This window comes from Kitasatospora sp. NPDC001095, from assembly GCF_053598615.1.
The window spans coordinates 206,011-232,962 of the sequence record NZ_JBSFKQ010000003.1; the positions used below are offsets into that span (position 1 = coordinate 206,011).

Below are 26,952 nucleotides of genomic sequence, written 5' to 3' on the forward strand. Positions count from 1 at the left end.
GGCGGACCTTCGTACCCGTCCGTTCACCCTCGCGTCCACCTGCGCCCCCACCCGTGCGCCCGTTCGCCGGGCGTCCTCCCGCCCCGTTCGCAGGACGTCCTCCCGCCCCGGCCGGGAGGTCCTCCCGTACCGGTCCGGGCGGCCCGCCCCGCCGTCCCGGACCGCTCGTCGGGGCGGACCGCCGCCCTCGGTACGGAGACCCCCGGCGATCCGGGAGAATGGGGTCATGACTGCCCAGATTCTCGATGGCAAGGCCACCGCCGCCGCGATCAAGTCCGAACTCGCCGCCCGCGTGGCGGCCCTCAAGGCGAAGGGCGTCACGCCCGGCCTCGGCACCGTCCTGGTCGGCGACGACCCGGGCAGCCGCTGGTACGTGAACGGCAAGCACAAGGACTGCGCCGAGGTCGGCATCGCCTCGATCCAGCGCGAGCTGCCCGCCACCGCCACCCAGGAGGACGTGGAGAACGTCGTCCGCGAGCTCAACGCCGACCCGTCCTGCACCGGCTACATCGTCCAGCTGCCGCTGCCCAAGGGCCTGGACCAGAACCCGGTCCTGGAGCTGATGGACCCGGACAAGGACGCCGACGGCCTGCACCCGACCTCGCTCGGCCGGCTCGCCCTGGGCATCGACGGCCCGCTGCCGTGCACCCCGCTCGGCATCGTCGAGCTGCTGCGCCGCCACGACGTCGAGATCAACGGCGCCGAGGTGGTCGTGGTCGGCCGCGGCATCACCGTCGGCCGCTCGATCGGCCTGCTGCTGACCCGCCGCAGCGAGAACGCCACCGTCACCCTGTGCCACACCGGCACCCGGGACCTCGGCGCCCACCTGCGCAAGGCCGACATCATCGTGGCCGCCGCCGGTGTGCCGCACCTGGTCAAGCCGGAGGACGTCAAGCCGGGCGCCGCGGTGCTGGACGTGGGCGTCAGCCGCAGCGAGGGCAAGATCGTCGGCGACGTGCACCCGGGCGTGGCCGAGGTGGCCGGCTGGATCTCCCCGAACCCCGGCGGCGTGGGCCCGATGACCCGCGCGATGCTGCTCAACAACATCGTCGAGGCGGCCGAGCGCCGCGCCGGCATCTGACACCCCAGGGACGGCGAGCATGACTGAACCGCGACCGGCAGGCTCCCGCCGCAGGCCGGTCAAGACCACCGGCACCCTGCCGCCCGAGGGCTCGGCCGCGGCCCTCGGACGCGAGCACGCCCTGCCGGTGCGGCAGTGGCCGATCACGCTGGTCCTGCTGGTCGTCGGCGCCGGCCTCGCGGTCACCTGGTTCGCCGACTTCAAGGACGGGTTCAAGTACGGGCTGCTGATCCTCGGCGCCGGCGTGCTGCTCGGCGCGGTGCTGCGGCTGGTGCTGCCCGAGGTCGGGATGCTGGCGGTGCGCAGCCGCTTCACGGACGTGATCGTGCTGAGCTTCCTGGGCATCTCGATCGTGCTGCTGACCCTGGTGGCGCAGCCGAACCCGTGGCTGCAGATCCCGCTGCTCGACAACATCGGCCAGCTGATGGGCCGGCCCAGGCACTGAGGCCCCGGGCACTGAGGCCCGGACGCCGGGCCCCGGGCACCGAGTGCGCCCCGGGCACCGCTCCGCGGCCCCGTGACGGCCCCCGCCCACGCCCATGGAAACCCAGGGCGTGGGCGGGGGCCGCCTTCTTCTGTGATGCATCAGCCATGCCGGGACACCCGGCGTACGCTTCCCTTTGCGATAACCTGACGCCGGTCTCTCGACGTCGAGAGATCATCCTGGCTCCAGCGCCGGTGTGCCTGGGGCGCCTGGCGATTTGCTGGAGAAGGTAGAAATGACTCGCACCCCCGTCAACGTCACCATCACCGGAGCGGCCGGTCAGATCGGCTACGCGCTGCTCTTCCGCATCGCCTCGGGCCACCTGCTCGGCGCCGACGTGCCGGTGAACCTGCGCCTCCTGGAGATCCCGCAGGGCCTCAAGGCCGCCGAGGGCACCGCCATGGAGCTCGTCGACTGCGCCTTCCCGCTGCTGCGCGACATCACCATCACCGACAAGCCGGCCGAGGCCTTCGACGGCGCCAACGTCGCGCTGCTGGTCGGCGCCCGTCCGCGCACCGCGGGCATGGAGCGCGGCGACCTGCTCCAGGCCAACGGCGGCATCTTCGGCCCGCAGGGCAAGGCCATCAACGACCACGCCGCGGACGACATCAAGGTCCTGGTCGTCGGCAACCCGGCCAACACCAACGCCCTGATCGCCCAGCGCAACGCCCCGGACGTCCCGGCCGAGCGCTTCACCGCGATGACCCGCCTGGACCACAACCGCGCCGTCGGCCAGCTGTCCGCCAAGACCGGCGCCCTGGTCTCCGACATCAAGCGCGTCACCATCTGGGGCAACCACTCCGCGACCCAGTACCCGGACGTCTTCCAGGCCGAGATCGCCGGCAAGCCGGCCTTCGAGGCCGTCGGCAGCGACCTGGGCTGGCTGGAGAACGACTTCATCCCGACCGTCGCCAAGCGTGGCGCCGCCATCATCGACGCCCGTGGCGCCTCCTCGGCCGCCTCGGCCGCCAACGCCGCCATCGACCACGTGTACACCTGGGTCAACGGCACCGCCGAGGGCGACTGGACCTCCATGGGTGTCGTCTCCGACGGTTCCTACGGCGTTCCGGAGGGCCTGATCTCCTCGTTCCCGGTCACCACCAAGGACGGCGAGTTCAAGATCGTCCAGGGCCTGGAGATCTCCGACTTCTCGCGCGCCCGCATCGACGCCTCGGTCCGGGAGCTGGTCGAGGAGCGCGACGCGGTCCAGGAGCTGGGCCTCATCTGAGCCCGCCCCGCACGGCTTCACCGGCGGCCCGTCGCTTCCCTCCCGGAAGCGGCGGGCCGCCGCCGCGTCCGGCCCCTGACCCGCCGCCGCGTCCGCCCGGGGCCGCCGCCGCGTCCGGCCCGGCCGGTTCCGGCCGTCCTACACTGGCCCGCTGTGAGCGAAACACTCGGGGACGCCGCGCTCGTCCTCGTCTTCATCCTGCTGGGCGGGCTGTTCAACGTCGCCGAGATCTCGCTGATCTCGCTGCGCGAGGGCCAGATCCGGACGCTGGAAGCGCGCGGGACCCGGCGCGCGGCCCGCGCCGCGCACCTGGCGGCCGACCCCAACCGCTTCCTGGCCGCCGTCCAGGTCGGGGTGACCTGCATGGGCTTCCTGTCCGCCGCCTTCGGCGCGGACACCCTGTCCGGCAAGGTCGCCCCGCTGTTTGTCCGGGCCGGGCTGTCCGAGGGCGTGGCCGACGCGGTGGCCCTGGTCGGCCTCACCCTGGCGATCAGCTACGCCTCGCTGGTGCTGGGAGAGCTGACCCCCAAGCGGATCGGCCTGCAGCGCGCCGAGTCCATCTCGGTCGTCGCCGCCCCGGTGGTGGACGTGATGTCGGTGGTGCTGCGGCCGGTGATCTGGCTGCTCGGCCACTCCACCAACCTGATGGTCCGGCTGCTCGGCGGGGACCCGACGGCGGGCCGCGGTTCGATGAGCTCCGAGGAACTGCGCGGCCTGGTCGCCGCCAACACCGAACTCGGGAGCGACGAACGGGCGTTGATCGCCGACGTGTTCTCCGCCGGAGAGCGCCAGCTGCGCGAGGTGATGGTCCCGCGCACCGAGGTGACCTTCCTGGACGCCGAGCGCCCGCTGGCCGCCGTCCGGCACCAGGCCGACACCTCCCCGCACTCGCGCTACCCGGTGGTCGAGGGCAGCGCCGACGCGGTGGTCGGCTTCGTCCACGTCCGCGACCTGTACGGCGCGCGCGGCGAGCAGGCCGTCAAGGTCCGCGACCTGGCCCGCCCGGTCAAGCTGCTGCCCGGCACCAAGCTGGTGCTGGAGGCGATGGGCGAGATGCGCCGGGAGGGCCACCACCTGGCCATCGTGGTGGACGAGTACGGCGGCACCGCCGGGATCGTCACCCTGGAGGACCTGGTCGAGGAGGTGATCGGCGAGATCCGGGACGAGTACGACCGCCCGGAGTCCGCCCCCACCCGCCGGCTGGCCGGCGGCGGCATGGAGCTGGACGGCCTGCTCAACCTCGGCGACTTCGCCGAGGAGACCGGCGTCGTCCTGCCCGAGGGCCCGTACGAGACGGTGGCGGGCTGCCTGGTGGCCGCGCTCGGCCGGCTGCCCAGGGACGGCGACCAGGTGCGCGTCCCGGTCGAGGGCGGCGGCGGGGTGCTGCTGACGGTGGCCAAGGTCGAGGGCCGGCGGATCGCCCGGGTGGGGGTGAGTGCGGTCACACTGGCCGAGCCTCCGGGGTCGGAGGTTTCCTGAGCGAGCGGTGGAACTGGAACAATGGCGCGCATGGTCAACGCAGCGGTCACTGGTCCGGTCAAGGACCGTCCCCGGGTGCTCTCCGGCATCCAGCCCACCTCCGGCTCGTTCCACCTCGGCAACTACCTGGGCGCGGTGCGCCAGTGGGTGGACCTCCAGAAGGCCAACGACGCCTTCTACATGGTCGTCGACCTGCACGCGATCACGGTGCCGCAGGACCCGGTGACGCTGCGCGAGAACACCCGGGTCTCCGCCGCCCAGCTGCTCGGCGCGGGCCTGGACCCGGACAACTGCACCCTGTTCGTCCAGTCGCACGTGCCCGAGCACACGCAGCTCGCCTGGGTGATGAACTGCCTCACCGGCTTCGGCGAGGCCTCCCGGATGACCCAGTTCAAGGACAAGTCCTCCCGCTACGGTGCCGAGGGCACCACGGTCGGCCTGTTCACCTACCCGATCCTCCAGATCGCGGACATCCTGCTCTACCAGGCGGACGCCGTCCCGGTCGGCGAGGACCAGCGCCAGCACGTGGAGATCACCCGCGACATCGCCGAGCGCTTCAACACCCGCTACAGCCCGACCTTCACGGTCCCGAAGCCGTACATCCTCAAGGAGACGGCGAAGATCCAGGACCTCCAGGACCCGGCCGTCAAGATGAGCAAGTCGGCCTCCTCGCCCAAGGGCCTGGTGAGCCTGCTGGACGAGCCGAAGGCCAGCGCCAAGAAGTTCAAGAGCGCCGTCACCGACACCGGCACCGTCGTCTCCTACGACGAGGAGGGCAAGCCGGGCGTCTCCAACCTGCTGCGCATCCACTCCGCGCTCAGCGGCCAGTCGGTGGACCAGCTTGTCGAGCACTTCGAGGGCAAGATGTACGGCGCCCTGAAGACCGAGCTGGCCGAGCTGTTCACCGAGTGGGTGACCCCGTTCCAGGAGCGCACCCGCAGCTTCCTGGACGACCCGGCGGAGCTGGACCGGGTGCTGGCGATCGGCGCCGAGAAGGCCCGTGAGGTGGCGTCGGTGACGCTGGAGACGGTGTACGACCGGATCGGCTTCCTCCCGGCCGCCAAGCGGTGACTCCCCTCACACGCCTGCCCGATGGTGGCGACCTCCCCGAGGTCGTCACCATCGGCGTGTCCGTGAGCATCCCGGACCCGTACGGCACGGCGATCCAGGACGCCCGGGCCGGGCACGGCGACCCGCTGGCGCGGTCGATACCCACGCACGTCACCCTGCTGCCGCCGACCGAGGTGCCCGCCGAGCTGCTGCCGAAGATCGAGGAGCACCTGGCGGCGGTGGCGGCCGCGCACCGGCCGTTCCGGATGCTGCTGCACGGCAGCGGGACCTTCCGCCCGGTCTCCCCGGTGGTGTACGTCCGGGTCGAGGAGGGCGCGCAGGAGTGCCGGCTGCTGGAGGCGGACATCCGCTCCGGCCCGCTGGCCCGCGAGCTGGCCTTCCCGTACCACCCGCACGTGACGGTCGCCCACGGTCTGCCGGACGACGTGCTGGACCAGGCGTACGAGCAGGCGCGGGACTTCCGGGCGGACTTCCTGGTACCGGGCTTCGGCCTCTCCCGCTTCGGTGCGGACGAGGTCTGGCGGCCCTGGCGGAGCTACTCGTTCGGGTGAACCGGGGCGTGCGCCGCAGCACGGACCGGAGTGTGGGCCGGCGGGTGAACCGGCCTCCCCGCCCGCCGAGTTCGACCGTCCGGCGGGCCGCGCCGCCGTAGTCCTGCGTACGGTGCCCGGCCCGACGCCCGGCACCGTCCGGTGCCGGGCGCCCGCCGGAGCGTACGCGGAGGACTACTCCTTGCGGAGCATCGCGTCGACCACCCGGGCGGCGGCCTTGCCGTCGTCCAGGTCGCAGTACGCCTCGCGGAACGCGGTGGCCCGGTCGGCGTACTCCGCCGCGACCTCGTCCAACCGGCCGAGCACGGAGACGAGCTCCTCGGAGGTGGCCGGCATCGGGCCGGGCGCCTCGGCCTCGAAGTTCAGGCTGAAGCCGCGCAGGTTGTCCCGGTAGTGCTCCAGGTCGTAGGTGAAGAGCACGATCGGCTTGCCGGTCGACGCGAAGTCGAAGATGCTCGCCGAGTAGTCGGTCACCAGGACGTCGGCGATCAGCAGCAGCTCCGCCATGTCGGGGTAGCTGCCGACGTCCCAGACGTAGCCGTTGCCGGCTCCCGGGATCTGGCCGCACATCAGGTGGTGCCGGCGCACCAGCAGCACCTGGTCGTCGCCGAGCGCGGCCCTGGCCGCCGCCAGGTCGATCCGCAGGTCGATCTGGTAGCCGTCGTCGGGCCGGCGCCGGTCCTCGCGCCAGGTCGGCGCGTAGAGCACGACCTTCTTGCCCTCGGGCAGGCCGAGCCGCTCCCGGACCTGCTCGGCGGTCTTCTCCCGGTCGGCCGCGAACAGCAGGTCGTTCCGGGGCAGACCGCTCTCCAGGATCTCGCCCTTGAAGTCGAAGGCGCGCCGCAGCACCGGGGCGGACCAGCGGTTGCCGGCCACCAGCAGGCTCCAGTTCGGGACCTCCCGGGCCAGGCTCTTCAGGTACTTGGAGTCGGTGAACCAGACCTTCTCGAAGTCGAAGCCGATCTGCTTCAGCGGGCTGCCGTGCCAGGTCTGGACGACCACCTGGTCGGGGCGGCGGACGAAGAAGTCGGGCAGGTGGGTGCCGGCCACGATGTACTTGGCGGTGGCCAGCGCCTCGTACCACTCCGGGCCGCGGTACCGCAGCGCGCTCGCGGTCCGCGGCAGCTCGGCCTGCATGTCGTCGGTGCCCCACAGGTGCTCCAGCGGCAGGCCGCGGCGGACCAGCTCCTCGTGGACGGCCCGGGGCGAGTCGGCGTACGCGCCGTACTTGCCGGTGTGGTACACCACCGCGTCGCGCAGCGGCAGCCGGCGGGCGGCCGGGTAGTCCACGCTCTGCAGCCGGCGCTGGCGGTAGCGGGCCCGCTCCTCGGGCAGCAGCACCGAGTCCGACAGCAGCGACAGGCCGTCGTGGCGGCGGCGCTCCAGCAGTATCCGCTTGCCGCGGGACTCCACCGCGACCGGCAGGGCGTCGAAGCAGTCCGGGGTGACCAGCGCGGCGGCGTCCGGCAGTTCGGGCACCGGGACCCCGACCGGACGGAACACGACGTGCCAGATGCCCCGGGAGAGCGGCACCCGGCCGGCGAAGGAGGCCGTCGGCACGGCGGGCAGCGCGGTGCGGAACCGGCCGTCCGAGATCTCCACCGGGTAGGCGTGCTCCTCCTCGCGCCACTTGTGACGGACCACCAGCTCCCAGCGGTGCGCGCCGGGCAGCGGGAACGAGCCGCTCAGCAGGAAGCCGTCGGCGCCGCGCGAGGAGACCTCGTCCACCAGCGGCTGGAGCACCTGGTCGGCGAACTGGAGGCGCCCCTCGGGGGAGGGCTTGGAGTAGAGGGCCCGGCGCTCGGCGACCGGGGCCTGCGGGTTCAGCGCCAGGTGCAGCCGCTCGGGGGCGTTGCGGTCGTCCCAGGCCAGCGGGACGGTGCTGCCGTCGGCCAGCAGCAGCGCGCCGGTCCAGTGGTCGCGGCTGCGCTCGGCGGCCACCGGGTCCAGCTCGGCCCAGGCCTCGCGGACGGCGGTCAGCTCGGCGACCGGGAAGACCGCGGTGAACGGCTGGAGCGAGCCGACCGGAGCGCCCAGCTCCAGCGGGAAGGTCAGCTGGCGGTCCGACTCGGCGTGGGTGAGCCGCAGCCGCGCCCCGGCGAAGCTCGGGCCGGAGCGGGCCGCGCCCGAGACCTCCACCCGGTCGCCCTGCGCGGCCAGGCCGGTCACCCGGGCCTTGACCGTCTCCACCCGGAGGTAGACGAAGTTGTCCCGGACCCACGGCACGATCCGCACGTCCGGTTCGACCCAGTGCCACGGCAGGAACAGCGCGCTGTCGTTCTCGCCCGCCGAGATGCGGCCCTTGTAGACCCCGCCCTTGCCCGCGCCGGCCACCAGGACGCGCCAGTTGCCGTCCTTCCACTGGCCGCGGTGCCGGAGCTTCCTCGGGTCGACGGACACGGTGAAGCCGGACCAGTCGCAGCTGTACAGGTCGTGCCGGCAGCTCGCGGTGGCCTGGGGGGCGTACGTGGTCTTCATCGGCACCGCGATGACCCGGCGGCCCTTGGCCTCGCGCAGCACCAGGGTGCGGACCATGTCGTGCTTGCCGGCCGCGCCCAGCTGCTCCGGGTACGCGTGCCCGGTCAGCCGGAGCTTGCCGTCCACCCAGGAGCTGTCGTACAGCCGGCTGCGGATGACCAGCGAGTTGTCCAGCTTGAGCACCCCGGCCGGCACGCTCTTGCGTCCGCCGCGCAGGAACGGGTAGTCGGCGTACGGGCGCAGCAGACCGCGGGCCTGGACGCCGCCGCCGCTCTCGCGCTCGTAGGTGATCTGCTCGACCAGCTCGTCCATCCGGCCCGAAAGGGTCAGGTGGTACTTCAGCCGCACCGGCGCGCGCAGCTTGGCGACCTGCTCGGCGCCGATCGCCCGGAGCAGCCGGCCGACGTGCTGGACGTAGGCGTCCCGGTACTCCTTGTCGCCCTCCACGAGGGACCAGAAGAACATCGGGATCTCCTCGACGAGGGTGTTCTCGTCGTAGGAGCGCAGGTACTCGGCGAAGCGCGGCTCGGTCTGCTTCAGCAGCCAGGCGCGGACCAGCTCGACCGAGGCGACCCGGTCGATCAGGCCCTTCGGGTTGGTGCGCATCTGCGTGATCGACATCTCGCCGACCTCGCGCTCGCGCCAGTGGTAGATCGGCTCGGAGAGCACGTCCACGCTCTTCGCCAGGTAGTGGTGCGGCACGCTGACCGGGGCGTCCTCGTACAGGATGCCCTCGGGGTAGAGCAGGCCGGCCGCGTCGAAGAACGAGCGGCGGTACACCTTGTTCCACGCGGTGCGGTCGGTGACCAGCGCCGGGATCTCGGTGATGTGGGTCTTGAGCCTGGTCTCCTTGAACGGCTTCAGGTGGCCGGTGGACGGGTAGTAGCCGACGGCGCGGAAGCGCAGCACGTTGCCGGTGCAGAAGTCCGAGCCGGTCTCGTCCAGCGTGTTGATCATCAGCTCGTACGCGCTCGGCGGCATCGAGTCGTCGCTGTCCACGAAGCACAGGAACTCGGAGTCCGGGTCGATGTGCCGGATGCCGGTGTTGCGGGCCGCGCCGAGGCCCTTGTTCACCTGTCGGACCAGCCGGAACCGGGAGTCCTTGGCCGCGTACGCCTCGGCGAGCGCCGCGCTGCCGTCCTTCGAACCGTCGTCGACCATGACGCACTCGAAGTCCGTGAAGGTCTGGGCGGCGATCGAGTCGAGGCATTCCACGAGGTAGCGCTCGACGTTGTAGATCGGGACGACGATGGAGAGGCGGGGAGCCATCGGCTACGCAGGCCTTTCTCTGGAGGAGCGTGGCAGCCCGTACGGGGCCTGGCCGCACTTGGATCGGTGCGTACGTGCGCCCCCGATCCTACCTCCGGGGACCTCGCCCACCGGGGGACCACTACGCTGGGCCCGTGGCCCGTTTCAGCGTGATCGTCCCCGTGTACCAGGTGCAGGACTACCTCGGCGAATGCCTCGATTCGGTGCTCTCCCAGGACGGCCCGGACTTCGAACTGATCGCGGTGGACGACCGCTCCCCGGACCGCTGCGGCGCCATGCTGGACGAGGCGGCCGCCGCGGACGCCCGGATCCGGGTGCTGCACCTGCCGGAGAACGTCGGCCTCGGCCGGGCCCGCAACGCCGGCCTGGAGGTCGCCACCGGGGACTACGTGATCTTCCTCGACAGCGACGACACCCTGACCCCCGGACTGCTGAAGCACGTCGACGAGCGGCTCACCGCCACGGGTGACCCGGACGTCCTGGTCTACGACTACGCCCGCACCTACGCCGACGGCCGGATCACCCGGGCCGCCTCCGCCCACGTCTTCGGCGCCGCCTCCCCGGACGTCTTCGACCTCGACGCCCGCCCCGACCTGCTCGACCTGCTCCAGGTCGTCTGGAACAAGGCCTACCGCCGGGGCTTCGTCACCGAGCAGCGGCTGGTCTTCCCGGCCGGCTACTACGAGGACACCCCCTGGACGTACCCGGCGCTGCTCGCCGCCGCCCGGATCACCCTGCTCGACCGGGTCGGCGTGCACTACCGCCAGCGCCAGGAGGGCGGCAACATCCTGGCCACCGCCAGCCGCAAGCACTTCGACGTGTTCGACCAGTACGACCTGGTCTTCGCCTTCCTCGACGGCCGCCCCGACCTGGAGCGCTGGCGCCCGGTCGTCTACGGCCGGATGCTGCACCACCTCAACACCGTGGTCTCCAAGCCCGGCCGGGTCCCGTCCGGCGACCGCCGCGAGTACTTCCGCCGCGCCGCCGAGCACTGCGCCCGGCTGCGGCCGGCCGGCTACCGCCCTCCGTCCGGCGTGGACGGCGTGCGCACCGAGCTGCTCAGCCACGGCCGCTACGGCGCCTACCAGGCGGTCCGCGCCCTCGCCAAGGCCCGCCGACTCGTCAAGCGGTAGACCCGATCTGACGCCCGTTCGGGCGACATGCCGGTATAACCGGTGGGTGGACTTCCTGACCCGCCTGCCGGTCGTCGGCCCGCTCGTGGCCCGGGTGCTGCGCAGCCGCCCGTACCTGGTGTACGAGTACCTCACCGCCGCCCGGGGCAACCGGCTGGCCGGCGCCGTCACCTTCTTCGGCTTCCTCGCCCTCTTCCCGCTGCTCACGGTGGGTCTGGCGATCGCCGCCGCGGCGCTGAGCGACAGCCGGGTGCACGAGCTGCAGGAGCACGTCTCCGACCAGCTGCCGGGGATCTCCGACGCGGTCGACCTGCCCGCCCTGGTGTCCAACGCGGGCACCGTCGGCCTGGTCGGCGGGGCGCTGCTGCTGGTCTCCGGCCTCGGCTGGGTGGACACCATGCGCACCTCTATCCGGGACCTGTGGCAGCTGCCCCACGAGGACGGCAACCCGGTGCTGCGCAAGGCCTGGGACGTGGCGGTGCTGGCCGGCCTCGGCCTGGTCTCGCTGTTCTCGCTGGCCGCCTCCGCCGCCGGGACCACGCTGGCCGGCCGGATCGCCGACGCGCTCGGCCTCAACAGCGGGTACCTGCTGACCGCGGTCGGCGTGCTGATCGCCATAGCGTGCGACATGCTGCTCTTCGCCTACCTGCTGGCGCCCTTCCCCGGGATCACCGACCAGCGCCGCCGGGACCTGGTGCAGGGCGCGCTGATCGGCTCGGTCGGCTTCGAACTGCTGAAGCTCCTGCTCGCCTCCTACCTGGGCTCGGTCGCCGGACGGAGCGTGTACGGGGCGTTCGCCACGCCGGTGGCGCTGCTGCTGTGGATCAACTTCGTCTCCCGGCTGCTGATGTACTGCGTGGCCTGGACGGCGACGGCCGACCCGGTGGCGGCCCGGGAACGGACCAGGGCGCACGGGCGGGCACTGCTGGAGGCGGCCGACGAGGCACAGCGGGCGGCGGAGGCGGACGCGGCGGAGAAGGCCGCCCGGGCCGAGCGGCGGAAGAAGGGGAACGGGAAGGCGAACGGAGAGGTCCGGCCCCAGGACTGAGACCGGACCCTCTCGCGGCTCCGCGGATCAGCCGGCGGAGCGCCGCCACAGCACCACCGCGCCGTATCCGAGCGCGACCCCGGCCAGCACCACGGCCGTCCAGCCGCCGAGGGCGAGCCCGTCGCCGCCGCCCGTCGCCGCGGGGGCCGCGACCGCCGGGTCGGCTGCCGCGGTGGCGGGCGGCGGCGCGGGCGTTTCCTCGGCGCCACCGGCCTGGGCGGTCGGCGCGGCGCCGGCGGGCGGGACCTCGTCGACCAGCCGGCCGACCGGCTGGACCTTGCCGGCCGCGGCGAAGCCCCAGTCCAGCAGGGCCGCCGTCTCGTCGTAGACCTTCTGGTAGCTCGCCGGGTGCATCACCGTCACCAGCAGGGTGCGGCCGCCTCGCTCGGCGGCGCCGACGAAGGTCGAGCCGGCGTTGGTGGTGGTGCCGTTCTTCACGCCGATCAGGCCCGGGTACTTGCCCAGCAGCCGGTTGGTGTTGGCGATCCCGAAGCTGCCGCGCCGGCCGGTGGCGCGGTCGACGGCGCCCGGGAACATCGCGTCCCGGGTGGCGCAGTACATCCGGAAGTCCGCGTTGCGCAGGCCGGCCCGGGCGAACAGCGACAGGTCGTAGGCCGAGGAGACCTGGCCCTCCATGTCGTAGCCGTCCGGGGAGACCACCCTGGTGTCCCGCGCCTGGAGCGCGTCGGCGCGGGCCTGCATCTCGGCGACGGTCTGCCGGATGCCGCCGTTCATGTGCGCCAGGACGTGCACCGCGTCGTTGCCGGAGCTCAGGAACACCCCTCGCCACAGGTCCTCGACCCGGTAGTCCAGGTCCTCCTTGATGCCGACCAGGCTGCTGCCGGGGCCGATCCCCTGGATCTCCTCGTCGGCCACCCGGTGCACCGCGTTGCGGTCGAACTTGGGCAGCACGGTGTCCGCGAAGAGGATCTTCAGGGTGCTCGCCGGGGGCAGCCGCAGATGCGGGTTGCTGGCCGCCAGCACGTCCCCTGACGCCAGGTCGGAGACGATCCAGGACTGCCCGGTGAGATCGCCGGGCAGCGACGGGGCGCCCGCCATCGGGGCGACCTGCACCCCGGGGAGCCCCAGCCGCTCGCCGCCGATCGCGGCCGACGGGGGCGGCTGCTGCGGAGCCGCGCCCGCCGGGGCGGCGAGCAGTACCGGTAAGGCCGCGGTGACCGCGGCGCACAGGCGCGCGAGCGTCAGTCGGGGAGTGGACACCAGCTGACCGTACCCACTCCCGGCCTCCGGTGCCCGCCCCCCGGGGCCCGTCCTCCGCAGGAGGGGCCCGCCCTACGCCGATCGGCGGCCCGCGCATACTGGGGATGCACACCGCCTTCACACGCCGAGGACCGCCATGAAGCTCAGCCGCCGCACCTCCTGGTTCCTGACCGCCTTCGGGGTCTGGTCGATCATCATCTGGACGACCTTCGTGAAGAACCTCTGGAAGGACTCCGGCGGCCAGGCCTTCACCGGCGGCGACCACTCCCAGCCCACGGCGTTCTTCTGGATCCACCTCCTCCTCGCCGTCACCTCCTTCGCCCTCGGCATCGCCGTGGGCGGCATCGGCGTGCGCGGCCTGCGCGCCGCGCGCCGCACCCCGGCCACCGACTGATCCGGCGCGGGCGACGGTGACGGCCGAGCGGCACCCGGTGCGGTACGGCGGCCGGAGCGGCCCGACCGACCTCGGCGCCCTGCGCCGGGACGCGCGAAGGCCCCCGCCCGATCCTCCGATCGGGCGGGGGCCTTCGCGTCGTCAGGCCGGGATCAGAAGCGGCGGGTGACCAGCGCCCGCTTCACTTCCTGGATCGCCTTGGTGACCTCGATGCCACGCGGGCAGGCCTCGGAGCAGTTGAAGGTGGTGCGGCAGCGCCACACGCCCTCACGGTCGTTGAGGATCTCCAGGCGCTGCTCGGCACCCTCGTCGCGCGAGTCGAAGATGAAGCGGTGCGCGTTGACGATGGCGGCCGGGCCGAAGTACTGGCCGTCGTTCCAGAACACCGGGCAGGACGACGTGCACGCGGCGCACAGGATGCACTTGGTGGTGTCGTCGAAGCGCTCGCGGTCCTCGGCGGACTGCAGGCGCTCGCGGGTCGGCTCGTTCCCCTTGGTGATGAGGAACGGCATGACGTCCTTGTACGCCTGGAAGAACGGGTCCATGTCCACGACCAGGTCCTTGAGGACCGTCAGGCCCTTGATGGCCTCGATCGTGATCGGCTTCTCCGGGTTGACGTCCTTGATCAGGGTCTTGCACGCCAGCCGGTTGCGGCCGTTGATCCGCATGGCGTCGGAGCCGCAGATGCCGTGGGCGCAGGAACGGCGGTAGGTGAGGGTGCCGTCCTGCTCCCACTTGATCTTGTTGAGCGCGTCCAGGACGCGCTCCTTCGGGTCCATCGTCAGCTGGTAGTCCACCCACACCGGGTCCGGGTGCTCCTCCGGGTTGAACCGGCGGATCCGGAAGGTGACGGTGATCGGCTGGACGGCACCGGCTTCGACCGCGTCCAGAGCGGCCGAGTGCTTCTCCACGGTCGGAGTGCTCATCAGTACTTACGCTCCATCGGCTGGTAGCGGGTCGTGACGACCGGCTTGTAGTCGAGGCGGATGGAGGTGCTGCCGTCGGCGGCGACCTCCTGGTACGCCATGGTGTGCTGCATGAACTTCACGTCGTCACGGGTCGGGAAGTCCTCGCGGTAGTGGCCGCCGCGGGACTCCTCGCGGGCCAGCGCGGAGACGGCCAGCACCTCGGCCAGGTCGAGCAGGTTGCCCAGCTCGACGGCCTCCAGCAGGTCCGTGTTGTACCGGAAGCCCTTGTCCTGGATGGAGACGTTCTTGTAGCGCTCCTTCAGCGCGGCGATGTCCTCGATCGCCTGCTTCAGGGTGGCGCCGGTGCGGTAGACCATGGCGTTGGTGTCCATGGTCTCCTGCAGCTCCTTGCGGATCTGCCCCACGGACTCGGTGCCGGTGCCCTCGCGCAGGCCGTCGACCAGGGCCTGGACCTTCTCGGCCGGGTTCTCGGGCAGCTCGACGAAGTCGTGCTCGTTGGCGTAGTCGGCGGCGGCGATGCCCGCGCGACGGCCGAACACGTTGATGTCCAGCAGCGAGTTGGTGCCCAGGCGGTTGGCGCCGTGCACGGACACGCAGGCGACCTCGCCGGCCGCGTACAGGCCCGGGACGACGTCCGTGTTGTTGCGCAGGACCTCACCCTCGACGTTGGTCGGGATGCCGCCCATGGCGTAGTGCGCGGTGGGCTGGATCGGGATCGGGTCCGTGTAGGGCTCGATGCCGAGGTAGGTGCGCGCGAACTCGGTGATGTCCGGCAGCTTGGCGTCCAGCTGCTCCGGCGGCAGGTGGGTCAGGTCCAGGTAGACGTGGTCGCCCTCAGGACCGCAGCCGCGGCCCTCGCGGATCTCGGTGTAGATCGCGCGGGAGCAGACGTCACGGGACGCGAGGTCCTTCATGACGGGGGCGTAGCGCTCCATGAAGCGCTCGCCGTCCTTGTTGCGCAGGATGCCGCCCTCGCCGCGGGCGCCCTCGGTGAGCAGGATGCCCATGCGCCAGATGCCCGTCGGGTGGAACTGGAAGAACTCCATGTCCTCCAGCGGCAGGCCGCGGCGGTAGACCAGGGCCTGGCCGTCACCGGTGAGGGTGTGGGCGTTGGAGGAGACCTTGAAGAACTTGCCGGTGCCGCCGGAGGCGAACACGACCGACTTGGCCTGGAAGACGTGGATCTCGCCGGTGGCCAGCTCGTAGGCGACGACGCCGGCCGTCTTGCCCTCGTTGATCAGCAGGTCGAGGACGTAGAACTCGTTGAAGAACTCGACGCCGTGCTTGACGCAGTTCTGGAACAGCGTCTGGAGGATCATGTGGCCGGTGCGGTCGGCCGCGTAGCACGAGCGGCGGACCGGGGCCTCGCCGTGGTTGCGGGAGTGACCGCCGAAGCGGCGCTGGTCGATCCGGCCCTGCTCGGTGCGGGAGAAGGGCAGGCCCATCTTCTCCAGGTCGAGGACGGCGTCGATGGCCTCCTTGCACATGATCTCGGCGGCGTCCTGGTCGACCAGGTAGTCACCACCCTTGACCGTGTCGAAGGTGTGCCACTCCCAGTTGTCCTCCTCGACGTTGGCGAGGGCGGCGCACATGCCGCCCTGGGCCGCGCCGGTGTGGGACCGGGTGGGGTAGAGCTTGGTCAGGACGGCGGTGCGGCTGCGCTGCGTCGACTCGATGGCCGCGCGCATGCCGGCGCCGCCGGCGCCGACGATGACGGTGTCGTACTGGTGAATCTGCATGGGGGGTTAACTCGCCTCTGGCCTCTGTCGATTTCCGATTAGATGTTCGGGTCGAAGGTGAAGATCACCAGGGTGCCGAGCAGCACGGTGAAGACCGTGGCGGTACCCATGAGGCCCTTCAGCCAGAGCCGGGTCGAGTCCTTCTCGGCGTAGTCGTTGATGACCTGACGCATGCCGTTCGCGCCGTGCAGCATGGCGAGCCAGAGCATCAGGAGGTCCCAGCCCTGCCAGAACGGCGAGGCCCAGCGGCCGGCCACGAAGGCGAAGCCGATCTTGGAGACGCCGCCGTCGAGCACCAGCATGATCAGCAGGTGGCCGAGGATCAGCACGACCAGGACGATGCCGGACAGGCGCATGAAGAGCCAGGCCAGCATCTCGAAGTTGGTGCGGGTGCGGCGCGGGGTCTTCTTGCTCCGCTGGCGCGGAGGCTCGATGACGAACGCGTCGGCCGGGTTGCCGGTGCCCAGTCCCTTGCCGGTGTGCGCCTGCTTGGAGGGGACGACGATGGCGTCGGAGATTTCCGTGGACATGTCTCGGCTCACTTCCCGAACCAGGAGATCAGCGTGTGCTGGAGGATCCCGTAGAAGGAACCGGCCATCAGGACGACCCAGACTCCGACGACGGTCCAGAGCATCTGCTTCTGGTACTTCGGGCCCTTGGCCCAGAAGTCCACCGCGACGACCCGCAGGCCGTTCAGGGCGTGGAACAGGATGGCGGCCACCAGGCCGTACTCCATCAGGTTCACGAGCGGAGTCTTGTACGTCTGGATGACGGTGTCGTAGGACTCCGGCGACACTCGCACGAGGGCGGTGTCCAGGACGTGGGCGAACAGGAAGAAGAAGATGAGGACGCCGGTGACTCGATGAGCCACCCAGCTCCACATGCCTTCCCGGCCGCGGTACAGCGTTCCAGCCGGCACGGAAAAACCCTCCGGAAGCGATTGGGGGCTCGGCCGGCTTCGGTGTCGGTCAGCCCGGCCGGGTACGGTCCACCGGCCGCCAGCATCCTATCGACGCCTCGTTGTGAACCGCCTCCGGGGGCCCCAGATGTGATCAATCAGGCACTTCTGGCCTAGCGGGGCGGGAACCAAACCCGAGGTCGTCACGATGGGTGACGGCATGCTCGCGCCCCGCACCGGGTGGTGCGGGGCGCGAGGAGGACCGGACTCACCCGTCCGGGTGGATTCGCGGGCGAAGCCCCCCGGACGGGTGAGTCCTAGCGGGCCGCGGCCGCCGTGTGGGTGGCGACCAGGTGCTCCAGCCGGCTGAGGGCGATCCGGCGGAGTTCGTCGGCCGAGATCAGCCGCTCCTCGTCCGGGTCGTTGGCGAGGCGGGTGCGGATGGAGGAGAGCACGGTGTCGAGCATCTCCTCCGGGGCGACCCCCTCCAGGCAGACCACGAAGACGTGGCCGAACCTGGCCTCGTACGCGGCGTGCGCCGCCCGCAGCGCGGTGTGCGCGGCCTGGCTGCCGGGGGCCCGCATGCCGACCAGCGGCTGCGGCATCCAGCTCTCGTCCGCCAGCGCCTCGGCCAGGTCGGCCGGGCGGAGGTCGTAGGAGGCCTCGCTGGCGGCGGCCAGCAGGGACGCTATGTCGGGGTAGGGCCGGTGCGCGGTGAGCCGCAGGGCCCAGCGGTGGCTGCCGCAGCAGGCCAGCAGGGCCTCCTCGGCGGCGCCGGCGTCGGCTTCGTTGAAGCGGTGCAACCCGAGGAGTGTCGGCTCGGTTCTGACGTCGAGCCGCTGTGACGGGATCTCGCTGGCCAGCGGGTCCTCCTCGTGAGGGCGGGAAGGTGCCGGTGGAGTGGGGTGGTGAACAGGCGGAACGGGGGCTGGCGAGGGGCGCGCGGGCGTCGGTCGGTCAGCGCCTCAAAGGTAGTTGAGCGATCATCAGTTGGGGAGGGCGCGCGCCGAATTCATCCGGACGAGCTATCAAGTTGTGACGTTGACGCTCTTGCGTCAGCGCGCCCTCCCCCACCTGGCCCGGCTCAGCCGCAGCGGGTGCCCGGGGCCGGCATCGTGCCCGCGGTCAGGTAGGCCGCCAGGGCCTCGTCGATGCAGGAGTTGCCCCGGCCGAAGGCGCCGTGGCCCTCGCCGACGCGGGTGAGCAGGGTGGCGTTGGCGAAGCCCTTGGCCAGCGCCTCGGCCGAGGCGTACGGGGTGGCCGGGTCACCGGTGGTGCCGACCACCAGGATCGGCGCGCTGCCCTCGGCCCGGACGGTGTGCGGCGTCTCCGTGGTCTTGAACGGCCAGTAGGCGCAGCCGGCCTCGCTGTAGTCGTCCACCGTGACGCCCTTGGAGATCAGCGGCGCCTCGGCGAGCAGCCGGTCCACGGCGGCCTTGGCGTGCTCGGGGGTGGGCGCGGGGCGGGCGGCGTCGGCGCAGCTGATCGCGCTGTTGGCCTCGTCCACCGGGCTGTAGTGGCCGTTCTCGTCCCGGCCGTTGTAGTCGTCGGCGAAGGCCAGCAGGTAGTCGCCCTTGCCGCGCATCATCGCCCAGCCGAGGGAGTTGCGCAGGTACTCCCAGGAGGTCTTCTCGTCGCCGTAGAGCAGCGAGATGGTGCCCGTCCAGGCCTGGTCGCGGCCGAGCTTGCGGCCGTCCTTGGTGGTCAGCGGGTGGTCGTACAGTCCGTCGAGGAAGTCGGCGGCCTTCTTGGCGGCCTTGGTCCCGTCCTTGCCGAGCGGGCAGGTGTCGGCGTGGTTCTCCACGCAGTCGACGGCGAAGCGCTCGAAGGACTTCTCGAAGCCGACCTGCTGGTCGACCCCGTGGTCGAGCCGGTCCTGGCCCGGGTCGACGGCGCCGTCCAGGATCAGCCGGCCGGTGTTCTTCGGGAACTCCTCGGCGTAGAGCGCGCCGAGGTACGTCCCGTAGGAGATGCCGAGGTAGTTGAGCTGCTTGTCGCCGACCGCGGCGCGCAGCACGTCCAGGTCGCGGGCGGTGTTGCGGGTGCCGACGAAGGGCAGCAGCTTGCCGGCCTTGGCCTGGCAGGCGGCGGCGTGCTCGGTGGCCTGCCTGACGTGCTCGGCCCTGCGGGTGGCCGGGTCGAGCGGGGCGTCCGTCTGGTTGAGGGCGTCGTGCTGCTTGTCGTCGTAGCAGACGACCGGGGAGCTGTCGCCGGTGCCGCGGGGGTCGAAGCCGATCACGTCGAAGCGGTCGTGCACGGTGCCGGCGAACTGCTTGGCGCCGAACTTGACCATCCCGACGCCGGACTCGCCGGGGCCGCCGGGGTTGACCATCAGCGAGCCGATCCGCTGCTCCGGCTTGGCGGCCGGGTACTTGATCAGCGCGATGTCGAGCGCGTCGACGGCGGGGTCGGCGTAGTCGAGCGGGACGTGCAGCTTGCCGCACTGCATCCCGGATATATCGATCTTGGCCTTCTGGGCCTGCGGGTCGGCCGGGCAGTCGGCCCAGGCGACCTGCTGGCCGTAGAAGGGCTTGAGCGCCGGGTCGGCCTCGCCGGTGGGCTTGGGCGTCGGCGTGGGGGCGGCCGCGGGGGTCGCGGCGGCGGGCGCGGTGGTGCCGGCGGCCTGCTCCCGGGCCGGCTTGGCGGCGTCGTCGCAGGCGGAGGTGAGGAGCAGGGTTCCTGCCGCCAGGGCGGTCAGCAGCACCCGTGGGCGGGCGGCCCGGAAGGTTCTCATCGCACGTGTGTACCACCGAGGGGTGACGTGTTCGATCTTGACCCCCCGGCCCGGGGCCGCCCGCCCGGTCCGGCTCAGCCGCGGTGCACCTTGTGGTTGGCGGCCTGCGCCCGGGGGCGGACCACCAGCAGGTCGATGTTCACGTGCGACGGCCGGGTGACGGCCCACGCCACGGTGTCCGCGATGTCCTCCGAGGTGAGCGGTTCGGCCACGCCCGCGTACACCGCGGCGGCCTTCTCCTCGTCGCCGCGGAACCGGGTGACCGCGAAGCCCTCGGACTTCACCATCCCGGGCGCGATCTCGATCACCCGGATCGGCTCCCCGCACAGCTCCAGCCGCAGCGTGGCCGCGACGGTGTGCGCGGCGTGCTTGGCGGCGACGTACCCGCCGCCGCCCTCGTACGCGGCCAGCGCGGCGGTCGAGGAGAGCACCAGCACCGTGCCGTCGCCGGTCGCCCGCAGGGCCGGCAGCAGGGCCTGCGTCACGTGCAGCACGCCGAGCACGTTCACCTCGTACATCGCCCGCCAGTCGGCCGGGTCGCCCTGCTCGACGGTCTCCGCGCCGATCGCGCCGCCGGCGTTGTTCACCAGGACGTCCACCCGGCCGACCGCGGCCGCGAAGGCGTCCACCGCGGCCCGGTCGGTGACGTCCAGGGTGACCGCCCGGGCGGACCCGCCCCGGTCGGCGATCTCCTTGGCCAGCGCCTCGATGCGGTCGGTGCGGCGGGCGGTCAGCACCACGTCGAAGCCCTCGGCGGCCAGCCGGCGGGCGGTCGCCGCGCCGATTCCGCTGCTGGCACCGGTGACCACGGCCACCTTCTGCTCGGTCATTGCCACTCCCTGGGGCTGGTCGGTCGTTCACCCGATCATCTCAACCGCGCCGCCGCCCCGGCGGGCCGGTCGCCCTCCGCGCCGCGGGGACCCCGATAGTGCGAGGACCCGATCCCCATCTCCGGAGGACCTCCATGGCAGCCGAACCGCGCCGCGCCGAGTCGGGCTTCGAGATCGAGCCGCTGTACGGCCCCGAGTCCCTGGCCGGCTGGGACGCCGGCGCCCGGCTGGGCCGGCCGGGGGAGTACCCCTACACCCGGGGCGTCTACCCGACGATGTACACCGGCCGCCCCTGGACGATGCGCCAGTACGCGGGCTTCGGCACCGCCGCCGAGTCCAACGCCCGCTACCGGCAGCTGATCGCGGGCGGCGGCACCGGCCTCTCGGTGGCCTTCGACCTGCCCACCCAGATGGGCTACGACTCGGACGCCCCGCTCGCCGCCGGGGAGGTGGGCAAGGTGGGAGTCGCCGTGGACGGCGTCGAGGACATGGCCGAGCTGTTCGACGGCATCCCGCTCGACGGGGTGTCCACCTCGATGACCATCAACGCGCCCGCCGCGCTGCTCCTGCTCCTCTACCAACTGGTCGGCGAGGCCCAGGGGGTGGCGCCGGCGGCGCTCACCGGCACGGTCCAGAACGACGTGTTGAAGGAGTACATCGCCCGCGGCACCTACATCTTCCCGCCGCAGCCCTCGCTGCGGCTGGTCGCCGACGTGTTCCGGTACTGCCGGGCCGAGATCCCGCGCTGGAACACCATCTCCATCTCCGGCTACCACATGGCCGAGGCCGGAGCCGATCCCGCGCAGGAGGTCGCCTTCACCCTGGCCAACGGCATCGCGTACGTCCGCACCGCGCTCGCCGCCGGGATGGCCGTGGACGACTTCGCCCCCCGGCTCTCGTTCTTCTTCGTGGCCCGTACGACCCTTCTTGAGGAAGTGGCCAAGTTCCGCGCCGCGCGCAGGATTTGGGCCAGAATCATGCGGGACGGATTCGGCGCCCGGGACCCGCGCTCGCAGATGCTGCGCTTCCACACCCAGACCGCGGGGGTGCAGCTCACCGCCCAGCAGCCCGAGGTCAACCTGGCCAGGGTCACCGTGCAGGCGCTCGCCGCGGTGCTCGGCGGCACCCAGTCGCTGCACACCAACAGCTTCGACGAGGCGATCGCGCTGCCCACCGAGAAGGCCGCCCGGCTCGCCCTGCGCACCCAGCAGGTGCTCGCGTACGAGACCGACGTGACCGCCACCGTCGACCCGTTCGCCGGCTCCTACGCCGTCGAGTCGCTCACCGACGAGCTGGAGGCCGCCGCCCGGGTGCTGATGGACCGGATCGAGGAGCAGGGCGGCGCGGTGGCCGCGATCGAACGCGGCTACCAGAAGGGCGAGATCGAGCGCACCGCCTACCGGCTCCAGCGGGAGACCGACTCCGGGGAGCGGACCGTGGTCGGCGTCAACCGCTTCCGGTCGGACACGGAGGAGCCGTACCGGCCGCTGCGGGTGGACCCGGCGATCGAGGAGCGGCAGGTGCGGCGGCTGGCCCGGCTGCGGGCCGAGCGCTCCGCCGGCGCCGTCACCCGGACGCTGGACGGGCTGCGCCGCACCGCCGAGGGGACGGGGAACGTGCTGTACCCGATGAAGGAGGCGCTGGCCGCCCGGGCCACCGTCGGCGAGGTGTGCGACGCGCTGCGCGGGGTGTGGGGGACGTACTCCCCGGTGGAGCGTTTCTGACGTCCCGTTGAACGGCCGTCAACCTGCCGGTTTCGCCCCGGGGGTGGTGGCCGTGACCGTCGGCGCGGGTGGTCGTTGCACAGGGCACGCAACTCGGGGAAGGCGGCTGAAACAAGATGTCATACCCACGTGTCCGGCCGGTATGCGCCCATCCGGGGACTAATTTTCCGGAAGTCGGGCCAAATCCCCCCAACAGGCCTACGATTGGGGAGATGAACCGTCCTGAGCCCGCTCAGCCGGGCGCCACTCTCGCCGTCGCACGTCCCGCCGCCGATCTGCGCGAGCGGGTCCGGGCGCTGGAGCCCGAGCTGATCGCCTTCCGCCGTGATCTGCACCGGCACCCGGAGCTGGGCCGCCAGGAGTTCCGTACCACCGGGCTGCTGCGCGACCGGCTGGTGGCCGCCGGCCTCGAACCCCGGGTGCTGCCCGGCGGCACCGGTCTGCTCGTCGACATCGTCCCGCCCGGCACCACCCCGGGGACGGAGTTCCTGGCCTTCCGCGCCGACATCGACGCGCTGCCGATCGACGACGCCAAGACCGACGTGCCGTACCGCTCCACCGTGCCCGGCCGGGCCCACGCCTGCGGCCACGACGTGCACACCTCGGTGGTGCTCGGCACCGGACTGGTGCTGGCCGAGGCCGTCCGCACCGGCGAACTGCGCCGCCCCGTCCGGCTGGTGTTCCAGCCCGCCGAGGAGGTCATGCCGGGCGGTGCGCTGGACGTGATCAAGGCCGGCGGGATGGCGGGGGTCGGGCGGATCTTCGCGGTGCACTGCGACCCGAAGGTGGAGGTCGGCCGGATCGCGCTGCGGGTCGGGGCGATCACCTCGGCCTGCGACCGCCTGGTGCTCCACCTGGACGGCCCCGGCGGGCACACCGCCCGTCCGCACCTGACCACCGACCTGGTCACCGCGGTCGCCAAGACGGCCGCCGACCTCCCGGGCGCGCTGGCCCGCCGGATGGACCCGCGCTGGGGCGTCAGCCTGGTCTGGGGGCGGATCGCCTCCGGCTCCGCACCCAACGTGATCCCGCAGCACGCCGAGCTGGAGGGCACCGTCCGCTGCCTGGAGCTGGACGGCTGGCGCGAGGCGCCGGACCTGCTGCACGAGCTGATCGCCAAGCTGGCCGAGACCTACCGGGCCAAGTGGACGCTGGACTACCACCGCGGGGTGCCGCCGGTGGTCAACGAGGCGGTCTCGGTGGCCCTGCTGGACGAGGCGATGAACGACCGCTTCGGCGGGGACGGCGCCGTGGTGGTGGAGGGCACCGAGCAGAGCCTGGGCGGCGAGGACTTCTCCTGGTACCTGGAGCACGCCCCGGGCGCGCTGGCCCGGCTCGGCGTCCGCGCCCCCGGCGACCCCACCGTCCGGGACCTGCACCAGGGGCGGTTCGACGTGGACGAACGGGCGATCGGAATCGGCGTGGAGCTGTTCTCGGCGCTGGCCCTGGAGGCGGACGGCAGCTGACGGCGGATCCGGGGTCGGCGCGGTCCGCGAGGGGGGCGGAAACGGCCGGATCCGGGGGTGCAGGAACGGTTCCGTAAACTGGGCGAACCGACCCCCCGGATCACCGTCCGCGCATGGGATAGAGCCTCAGGAAGAACATCAGACCACGGTTTGATAACAACCCGAATGCTCTGGCACCCCGTAACACAACCGTGTTCTACGCGCGTTACGGTGGCGTCCGACCACGCCAAACGGTTGCGTGTAGAAGGAGATATCCCCTTGCGCCGTTCAATGAAGCTCGCCGCGGTTGTGCTCTCGGGTTCCCTGGGCATGGCCTCGCTCGCCGCTTGCGGCGCAAAGAGCACCGACACCTCCTCCTCCGGCTCGGGCGACGGTTCGCTCAAGGTCGGCATGGCCTACGACATCGGCGGCCGTGGCGACCAGTCGTTCAACGACTCCGCCGCCCGTGGCCTCGACAAGGCCAAGTCCGAGCTGGGCGTCGCCGTGACCGAGGCCGAGGCCAAGCAGGGCGAGGCCGAGGCCGACAAGGAGACCCGCCTCAAGAACCTGATCGACTCGGGTTACAAGACGATCATCGCGGTCGGCTTCGTGTACCAGCCGGCGGTCAACAAGGTCGCCAAGGACAACCCGAACGTCAAGTTCGCGATCATCGACTCGAACGACAAGGACCAGCCGGCCAACGTCACCTCGCTGCTCTTCGCCGAGCAGGAGGGTTCGTACCTGGCCGGTGTCGCCGCCGCGAACAAGTCGAAGGCCAAGCACGTCGGCTTCATCGGCGGTGTGCAGTCCGAGCTGATCAAGAAGTTCGAGGCCGGCTTCAAGGCGGGTGTGAAGTCCGTCGACCCGAACATGGCGATCGAGACCACCTACCTGACCACCCCGCCGGACTTCACCGGCTTCTCCTCGCCCGACAAGGGCAAGGAGGCCGCCCAGGGCCAGCTCGACAAGGGCGCGGACGTCATCTACACCGCCGCCGGTTCCTCCGGCAACGGCGCCATCGAGGCCGTCGCCAACAAGCAGGGCGCCCTGGCCATCGGCGTCGACTCCGACCAGGCCAGCCAGCCGGCCCTGGCGAAGTACAAGGGCAGCATCCTGACCTCGATGGTCAAGAACGTCGACACCGCGGTGTTCTCGTACATCCAGTCGGTCAAGCAGGGCCAGAACCCGACCGGCGTCAAGCTGTTCGACCTGAAGGCCGACGGCGTCTCGCTCGCCACCACCGGCGGCAAGATCGACGACATCCAGGACAAGCTGAAGGCCGCCGCCGACGCGATCAAGTCCGGCGCCACCACGATCCCGACCGCGCCGGCCGCCCAGTAACGACCGCGCGTCCCGGACGCCGCAGCGCCTGCCGCCTGCCGGCAGCGCGGTGCAACCGCACAGTTCACGGGAGGGGCCCGGAAGGGTGCGCTCAACGCGTACCCCCGGGCCCCGTTCCGTCTCCACGTTCCCCCTTGGCCCTCCGTGCGCAACGACGCGCCTCCAGACCACCAGGAGATCGCCATCACCGCATCCGACCCCGTCCCCCTGCGCAAGGACGGCACCCCCAGCGCGGGGACGGCGACACCGGCCGTCGAACTGCGCGGCATCACCAAGCGCTTCCCGGGTGTCGTGGCCAACCACGACATCAACCTCACCGTCCGCACCGGCACCGTGCACGCCCTGATGGGCGAGAACGGCGCCGGCAAGTCGACGCTGATGAAGATCCTCTACGGCATGCAGAAGCCGGACGAGGGCACCATCGCGATCAACGGCGAGCTGTGCGAGTTCAACACCCCCGGTGACGCCATCTCCCGCGGCGTCGGCATGGTGCACCAGCACTTCATGCTCGCCGACAACCTCACGGTGTGGGAGAACGTCGTCCTCGGCGGCGAGAAGCTCCACGGCATCGGCGCCAAGGCGAAGGCGAAGATCAAGGAGATCTCCGACCAGTACGGCCTGGGCGTGCGCCCGGACGCCCTGGTCGAGGACCTCGGCGTCGCCGACCGCCAGCGCGTCGAGATCCTCAAGGTGCTGTACCGCGGCGCCAAGATCCTGATCCTCGACGAGCCCACGGCCGTGCTCGTCCCGCAGGAGGTCGACGCGCTCTTCGACAACCTGCGCGACCTCAAGTCCGAGGGCGTCACCGTCATCTTCATCTCGCACAAGCTGCACGAGGTGCTGGCGGTGGCCGACGCGATCAGCGTCATCCGGCGCGGCACCACGGTCGGCGACGCCGACCCGAAGGCCGTCACCGCCCGCCAGCTCGCCGAGCTGATGGTCGGCGCCGAGCTGCCCTCCCCGGAGAGCCGCGAGTCGACCGTCACCGAGACCGTGATGCTCGACGTCGAGAACCTGCGGATCGCCAAGACCGACGCCGAGGGCATCGAGCGCGTCGTCCTGGACGACATCTCGCTGCGCATCCACAAGGGCGAGATCCTCGGCATCGCCGGTGTCGAGGGCAACGGCCAGGCCGAGCTGGTCGAGGCCGTCATGGGGATGCTGCCGCTGAACGCCGGCACCGTCACCCTGGACGGCAAGGACCTCTCGGGCAGCCTGACCCGGGCCCGCCGCGAGGCCGGCATCGGCTACATCCCCGAGGACCGCCACAAGCACGGCCTGCTGCTGGAGGCCCCGCTCTGGGAGAACCGCATCCTCGGCCACGTCACCGAGGAGCCCAACTCCAAGGGCGTGCTGCTGGACCCGGCCGCCGCCCGTACGGACACCTGGCGGATCGTCCAGGAGTACGACGTCCGCACCCCCGGCATCGAGGTCACCGCGGCCTCGCTCTCCGGCGGCAACCAGCAGAAGCTGATCATCGGCCGCGAGATGAGCCACCAGCCCAAGCTGCTGATCGCCGCCCACCCCACCCGCGGTGTGGACGTCGGCGCGCAGGCGCAGATCTGGGAGCACATCCGGGTCGCCCAGCGGGCCGGCCTGGCCGTCCTGCTGATCTCCGCGGACCTGGACGAGCTGATCGGCCTGTCCGACACCATCCGGGTGATCTACCGCGGCCGCCTGGTCGCCGACGCCGACCCGGCCACCGTCACCGCCGAGGACCTCGGCACCGCGATGACCGGTGCCGCCAGCGGCCACCTGGAGTCCGAGCCGGAGGCCGTCGCCGAGGCGCAGGCCGTCGCGGCCGAGGGCACCGAGGCCGAGGCCGGGCACCCGCACACCGACACCGCCGACGACCCGCAGGCGGGGGAGTAACCC

22 protein-coding genes are annotated in these 26,952 nt (G+C 71.8%); 13 read left to right on the top strand and 9 right to left on the bottom strand.

Annotated elements, in window-relative coordinates:
• The first annotated feature begins 226 nt into the window (after nucleotides 1-226).
• The 6 genes from ACWDBB_RS04945 (at nucleotide 227) to ACWDBB_RS04970 (ending at nucleotide 5,894) form a co-directional block, all read left to right on the top strand.
• Entirely contained in the window at nucleotides 227-1,081 is an 855-nt protein-coding gene (locus tag ACWDBB_RS04945) for a bifunctional methylenetetrahydrofolate dehydrogenase/methenyltetrahydrofolate cyclohydrolase (protein WP_392867187.1), read from the top strand.
• Nucleotides 1,082-1,100: 19 nt separating this feature from the next.
• Nucleotides 1,101-1,526 carry a DUF3017 domain-containing protein gene (locus ACWDBB_RS04950; protein WP_449788220.1) on the top strand — a complete coding sequence of 142 codons (426 nt, stop codon included), beginning with the start codon at nucleotides 1,101-1,103 and terminating at the stop codon, nucleotides 1,524-1,526.
• Nucleotides 1,527-1,800: 274 nt separating this feature from the next.
• On the top strand, nucleotides 1,801-2,793 hold the full coding sequence (locus ACWDBB_RS04955; protein WP_449788221.1) for a malate dehydrogenase: 993 nt from the start codon (nucleotides 1,801-1,803) through the stop codon (nucleotides 2,791-2,793).
• A 153-nt stretch (nucleotides 2,794-2,946) separates the two neighbouring features.
• Entirely contained in the window at nucleotides 2,947-4,272 is a 1,326-nt protein-coding gene (locus ACWDBB_RS04960; protein WP_449788222.1) for a hemolysin family protein, read from the top strand.
• A gap of 75 nt (nucleotides 4,273-4,347) precedes the next feature.
• On the top strand, nucleotides 4,348-5,343 hold the full coding sequence (trpS, locus tag ACWDBB_RS04965; protein WP_449788303.1) for a tryptophan--tRNA ligase: 996 nt from the start codon (nucleotides 4,348-4,350) through the stop codon (nucleotides 5,341-5,343).
• 62 nt (nucleotides 5,344-5,405) lie between these two features.
• On the top strand, nucleotides 5,406-5,894 hold the full coding sequence (locus ACWDBB_RS04970) for a 2'-5' RNA ligase family protein (protein WP_449788223.1): 489 nt from the start codon (nucleotides 5,406-5,408) through the stop codon (nucleotides 5,892-5,894).
• A gap of 174 nt (nucleotides 5,895-6,068) precedes the next feature.
• Here ACWDBB_RS04970 and ACWDBB_RS04975 read toward each other — a convergent pair whose 3' ends face one another.
• Nucleotides 6,069-9,641 carry a bifunctional glycosyltransferase/CDP-glycerol:glycerophosphate glycerophosphotransferase gene (locus tag ACWDBB_RS04975; protein WP_449788224.1) on the bottom strand — a complete coding sequence of 1,191 codons (3,573 nt, stop codon included), beginning with the start codon at nucleotides 9,639-9,641 and terminating at the stop codon, nucleotides 6,069-6,071.
• 134 nt (nucleotides 9,642-9,775) lie between these two features.
• Here ACWDBB_RS04975 and ACWDBB_RS04980 point away from each other — a divergent pair, with 134 nt between their 5' ends.
• Nucleotides 9,776-10,774, top strand: coding sequence for a glycosyltransferase family 2 protein (locus ACWDBB_RS04980; RefSeq protein WP_449788225.1), 999 nt, complete (start codon nucleotides 9,776-9,778; stop codon nucleotides 10,772-10,774).
• A 46-nt stretch (nucleotides 10,775-10,820) separates the two neighbouring features.
• A complete protein-coding gene (locus ACWDBB_RS04985) occupies nucleotides 10,821-11,822 on the top strand; it encodes a YihY/virulence factor BrkB family protein (protein ID WP_449788226.1) in 1,002 nt (333 codons plus the stop codon).
• A 27-nt stretch (nucleotides 11,823-11,849) separates the two neighbouring features.
• On the opposite strand, the gene ACWDBB_RS04990 is transcribed toward ACWDBB_RS04985, so the two are convergent.
• Nucleotides 11,850-13,043 (bottom strand): D-alanyl-D-alanine carboxypeptidase family protein, encoded by a 1,194-nt coding sequence (locus ACWDBB_RS04990; protein WP_449788227.1) that lies wholly within the window; start codon nucleotides 13,041-13,043, stop codon nucleotides 11,850-11,852.
• 136 nt (nucleotides 13,044-13,179) lie between these two features.
• On the opposite strand from ACWDBB_RS04990, the gene ACWDBB_RS04995 reads away from it, so the two are divergent.
• Nucleotides 13,180-13,437, top strand: coding sequence for an SCO4848 family membrane protein (locus ACWDBB_RS04995; RefSeq protein WP_449788228.1), 258 nt, complete (start codon nucleotides 13,180-13,182; stop codon nucleotides 13,435-13,437).
• Nucleotides 13,438-13,589: 152 nt separating this feature from the next.
• On the opposite strand, the gene ACWDBB_RS05000 is transcribed toward ACWDBB_RS04995, so the two are convergent.
• The 7 genes from ACWDBB_RS05000 to ACWDBB_RS05030 form a co-directional block, all read right to left on the bottom strand.
• Nucleotides 13,590-14,363 (bottom strand): succinate dehydrogenase iron-sulfur subunit, encoded by a 774-nt coding sequence (locus tag ACWDBB_RS05000; RefSeq protein WP_224277932.1) that lies wholly within the window; start codon nucleotides 14,361-14,363, stop codon nucleotides 13,590-13,592.
• A complete protein-coding gene (gene sdhA / locus ACWDBB_RS05005) occupies nucleotides 14,363-16,105 on the bottom strand; it encodes a succinate dehydrogenase flavoprotein subunit (RefSeq protein WP_449788229.1) in 1,743 nt (580 codons plus the stop codon). Before sdhA ends, ACWDBB_RS05000 begins: the two co-directional genes overlap by 1 nt.
• Before the next feature lie 38 nt (nucleotides 16,106-16,143).
• On the bottom strand, nucleotides 16,144-16,635 hold the full coding sequence (gene sdhD, locus ACWDBB_RS05010) for a succinate dehydrogenase, hydrophobic membrane anchor protein (RefSeq protein ID WP_392914415.1): 492 nt from the start codon (nucleotides 16,633-16,635) through the stop codon (nucleotides 16,144-16,146).
• An 8-nt stretch (nucleotides 16,636-16,643) separates the two neighbouring features.
• Nucleotides 16,644-17,024: a succinate dehydrogenase, cytochrome b556 subunit gene (gene sdhC, locus ACWDBB_RS05015; RefSeq protein ID WP_316523755.1), complete on the bottom strand. Its 381-nt coding sequence runs from the start codon at nucleotides 17,022-17,024 to the stop codon at nucleotides 16,644-16,646.
• Between the two features lie 296 nt (nucleotides 17,025-17,320).
• Complete coding sequence (locus tag ACWDBB_RS05020) at nucleotides 17,321-17,806, bottom strand: 2-oxo-4-hydroxy-4-carboxy-5-ureidoimidazoline decarboxylase (RefSeq protein WP_449788230.1); 486 nt, start codon at nucleotides 17,804-17,806, stop codon at nucleotides 17,321-17,323.
• A 281-nt stretch (nucleotides 17,807-18,087) separates the two neighbouring features.
• The gene (locus tag ACWDBB_RS05025) at nucleotides 18,088-19,737 is read right to left on the bottom strand and encodes an alpha/beta hydrolase (RefSeq protein WP_449788231.1); all 1,650 of its coding nucleotides are present in this window, start codon (nucleotides 19,735-19,737) and stop codon (nucleotides 18,088-18,090) included.
• Between the two features lie 74 nt (nucleotides 19,738-19,811).
• Nucleotides 19,812-20,567, bottom strand: coding sequence for an SDR family oxidoreductase (locus ACWDBB_RS05030; RefSeq protein ID WP_449788232.1), 756 nt, complete (start codon nucleotides 20,565-20,567; stop codon nucleotides 19,812-19,814).
• A 134-nt stretch (nucleotides 20,568-20,701) separates the two neighbouring features.
• On the opposite strand from ACWDBB_RS05030, the gene ACWDBB_RS05035 reads away from it, so the two are divergent.
• From ACWDBB_RS05035 to ACWDBB_RS05050, 4 genes are all read left to right on the top strand, one after another.
• Nucleotides 20,702-22,291: an acyl-CoA mutase large subunit family protein gene (locus ACWDBB_RS05035; protein WP_449788233.1), complete on the top strand. Its 1,590-nt coding sequence runs from the start codon at nucleotides 20,702-20,704 to the stop codon at nucleotides 22,289-22,291.
• A 212-nt stretch (nucleotides 22,292-22,503) separates the two neighbouring features.
• Nucleotides 22,504-23,757 (top strand): amidohydrolase, encoded by a 1,254-nt coding sequence (locus tag ACWDBB_RS05040; RefSeq protein ID WP_392867138.1) that lies wholly within the window; start codon nucleotides 22,504-22,506, stop codon nucleotides 23,755-23,757.
• Nucleotides 23,758-24,015: 258 nt separating this feature from the next.
• On the top strand, nucleotides 24,016-25,077 hold the full coding sequence (locus ACWDBB_RS05045; RefSeq protein WP_449788234.1) for a BMP family lipoprotein: 1,062 nt from the start codon (nucleotides 24,016-24,018) through the stop codon (nucleotides 25,075-25,077).
• Nucleotides 25,078-25,422: 345 nt separating this feature from the next.
• Nucleotides 25,423-26,949, top strand: a complete 1,527-nt coding sequence (locus tag ACWDBB_RS05050; RefSeq protein WP_449788304.1) for an ABC transporter ATP-binding protein — start codon at nucleotides 25,423-25,425, stop codon at nucleotides 26,947-26,949.
• Nucleotides 26,950-26,952 lie beyond the last annotated feature (3 nt).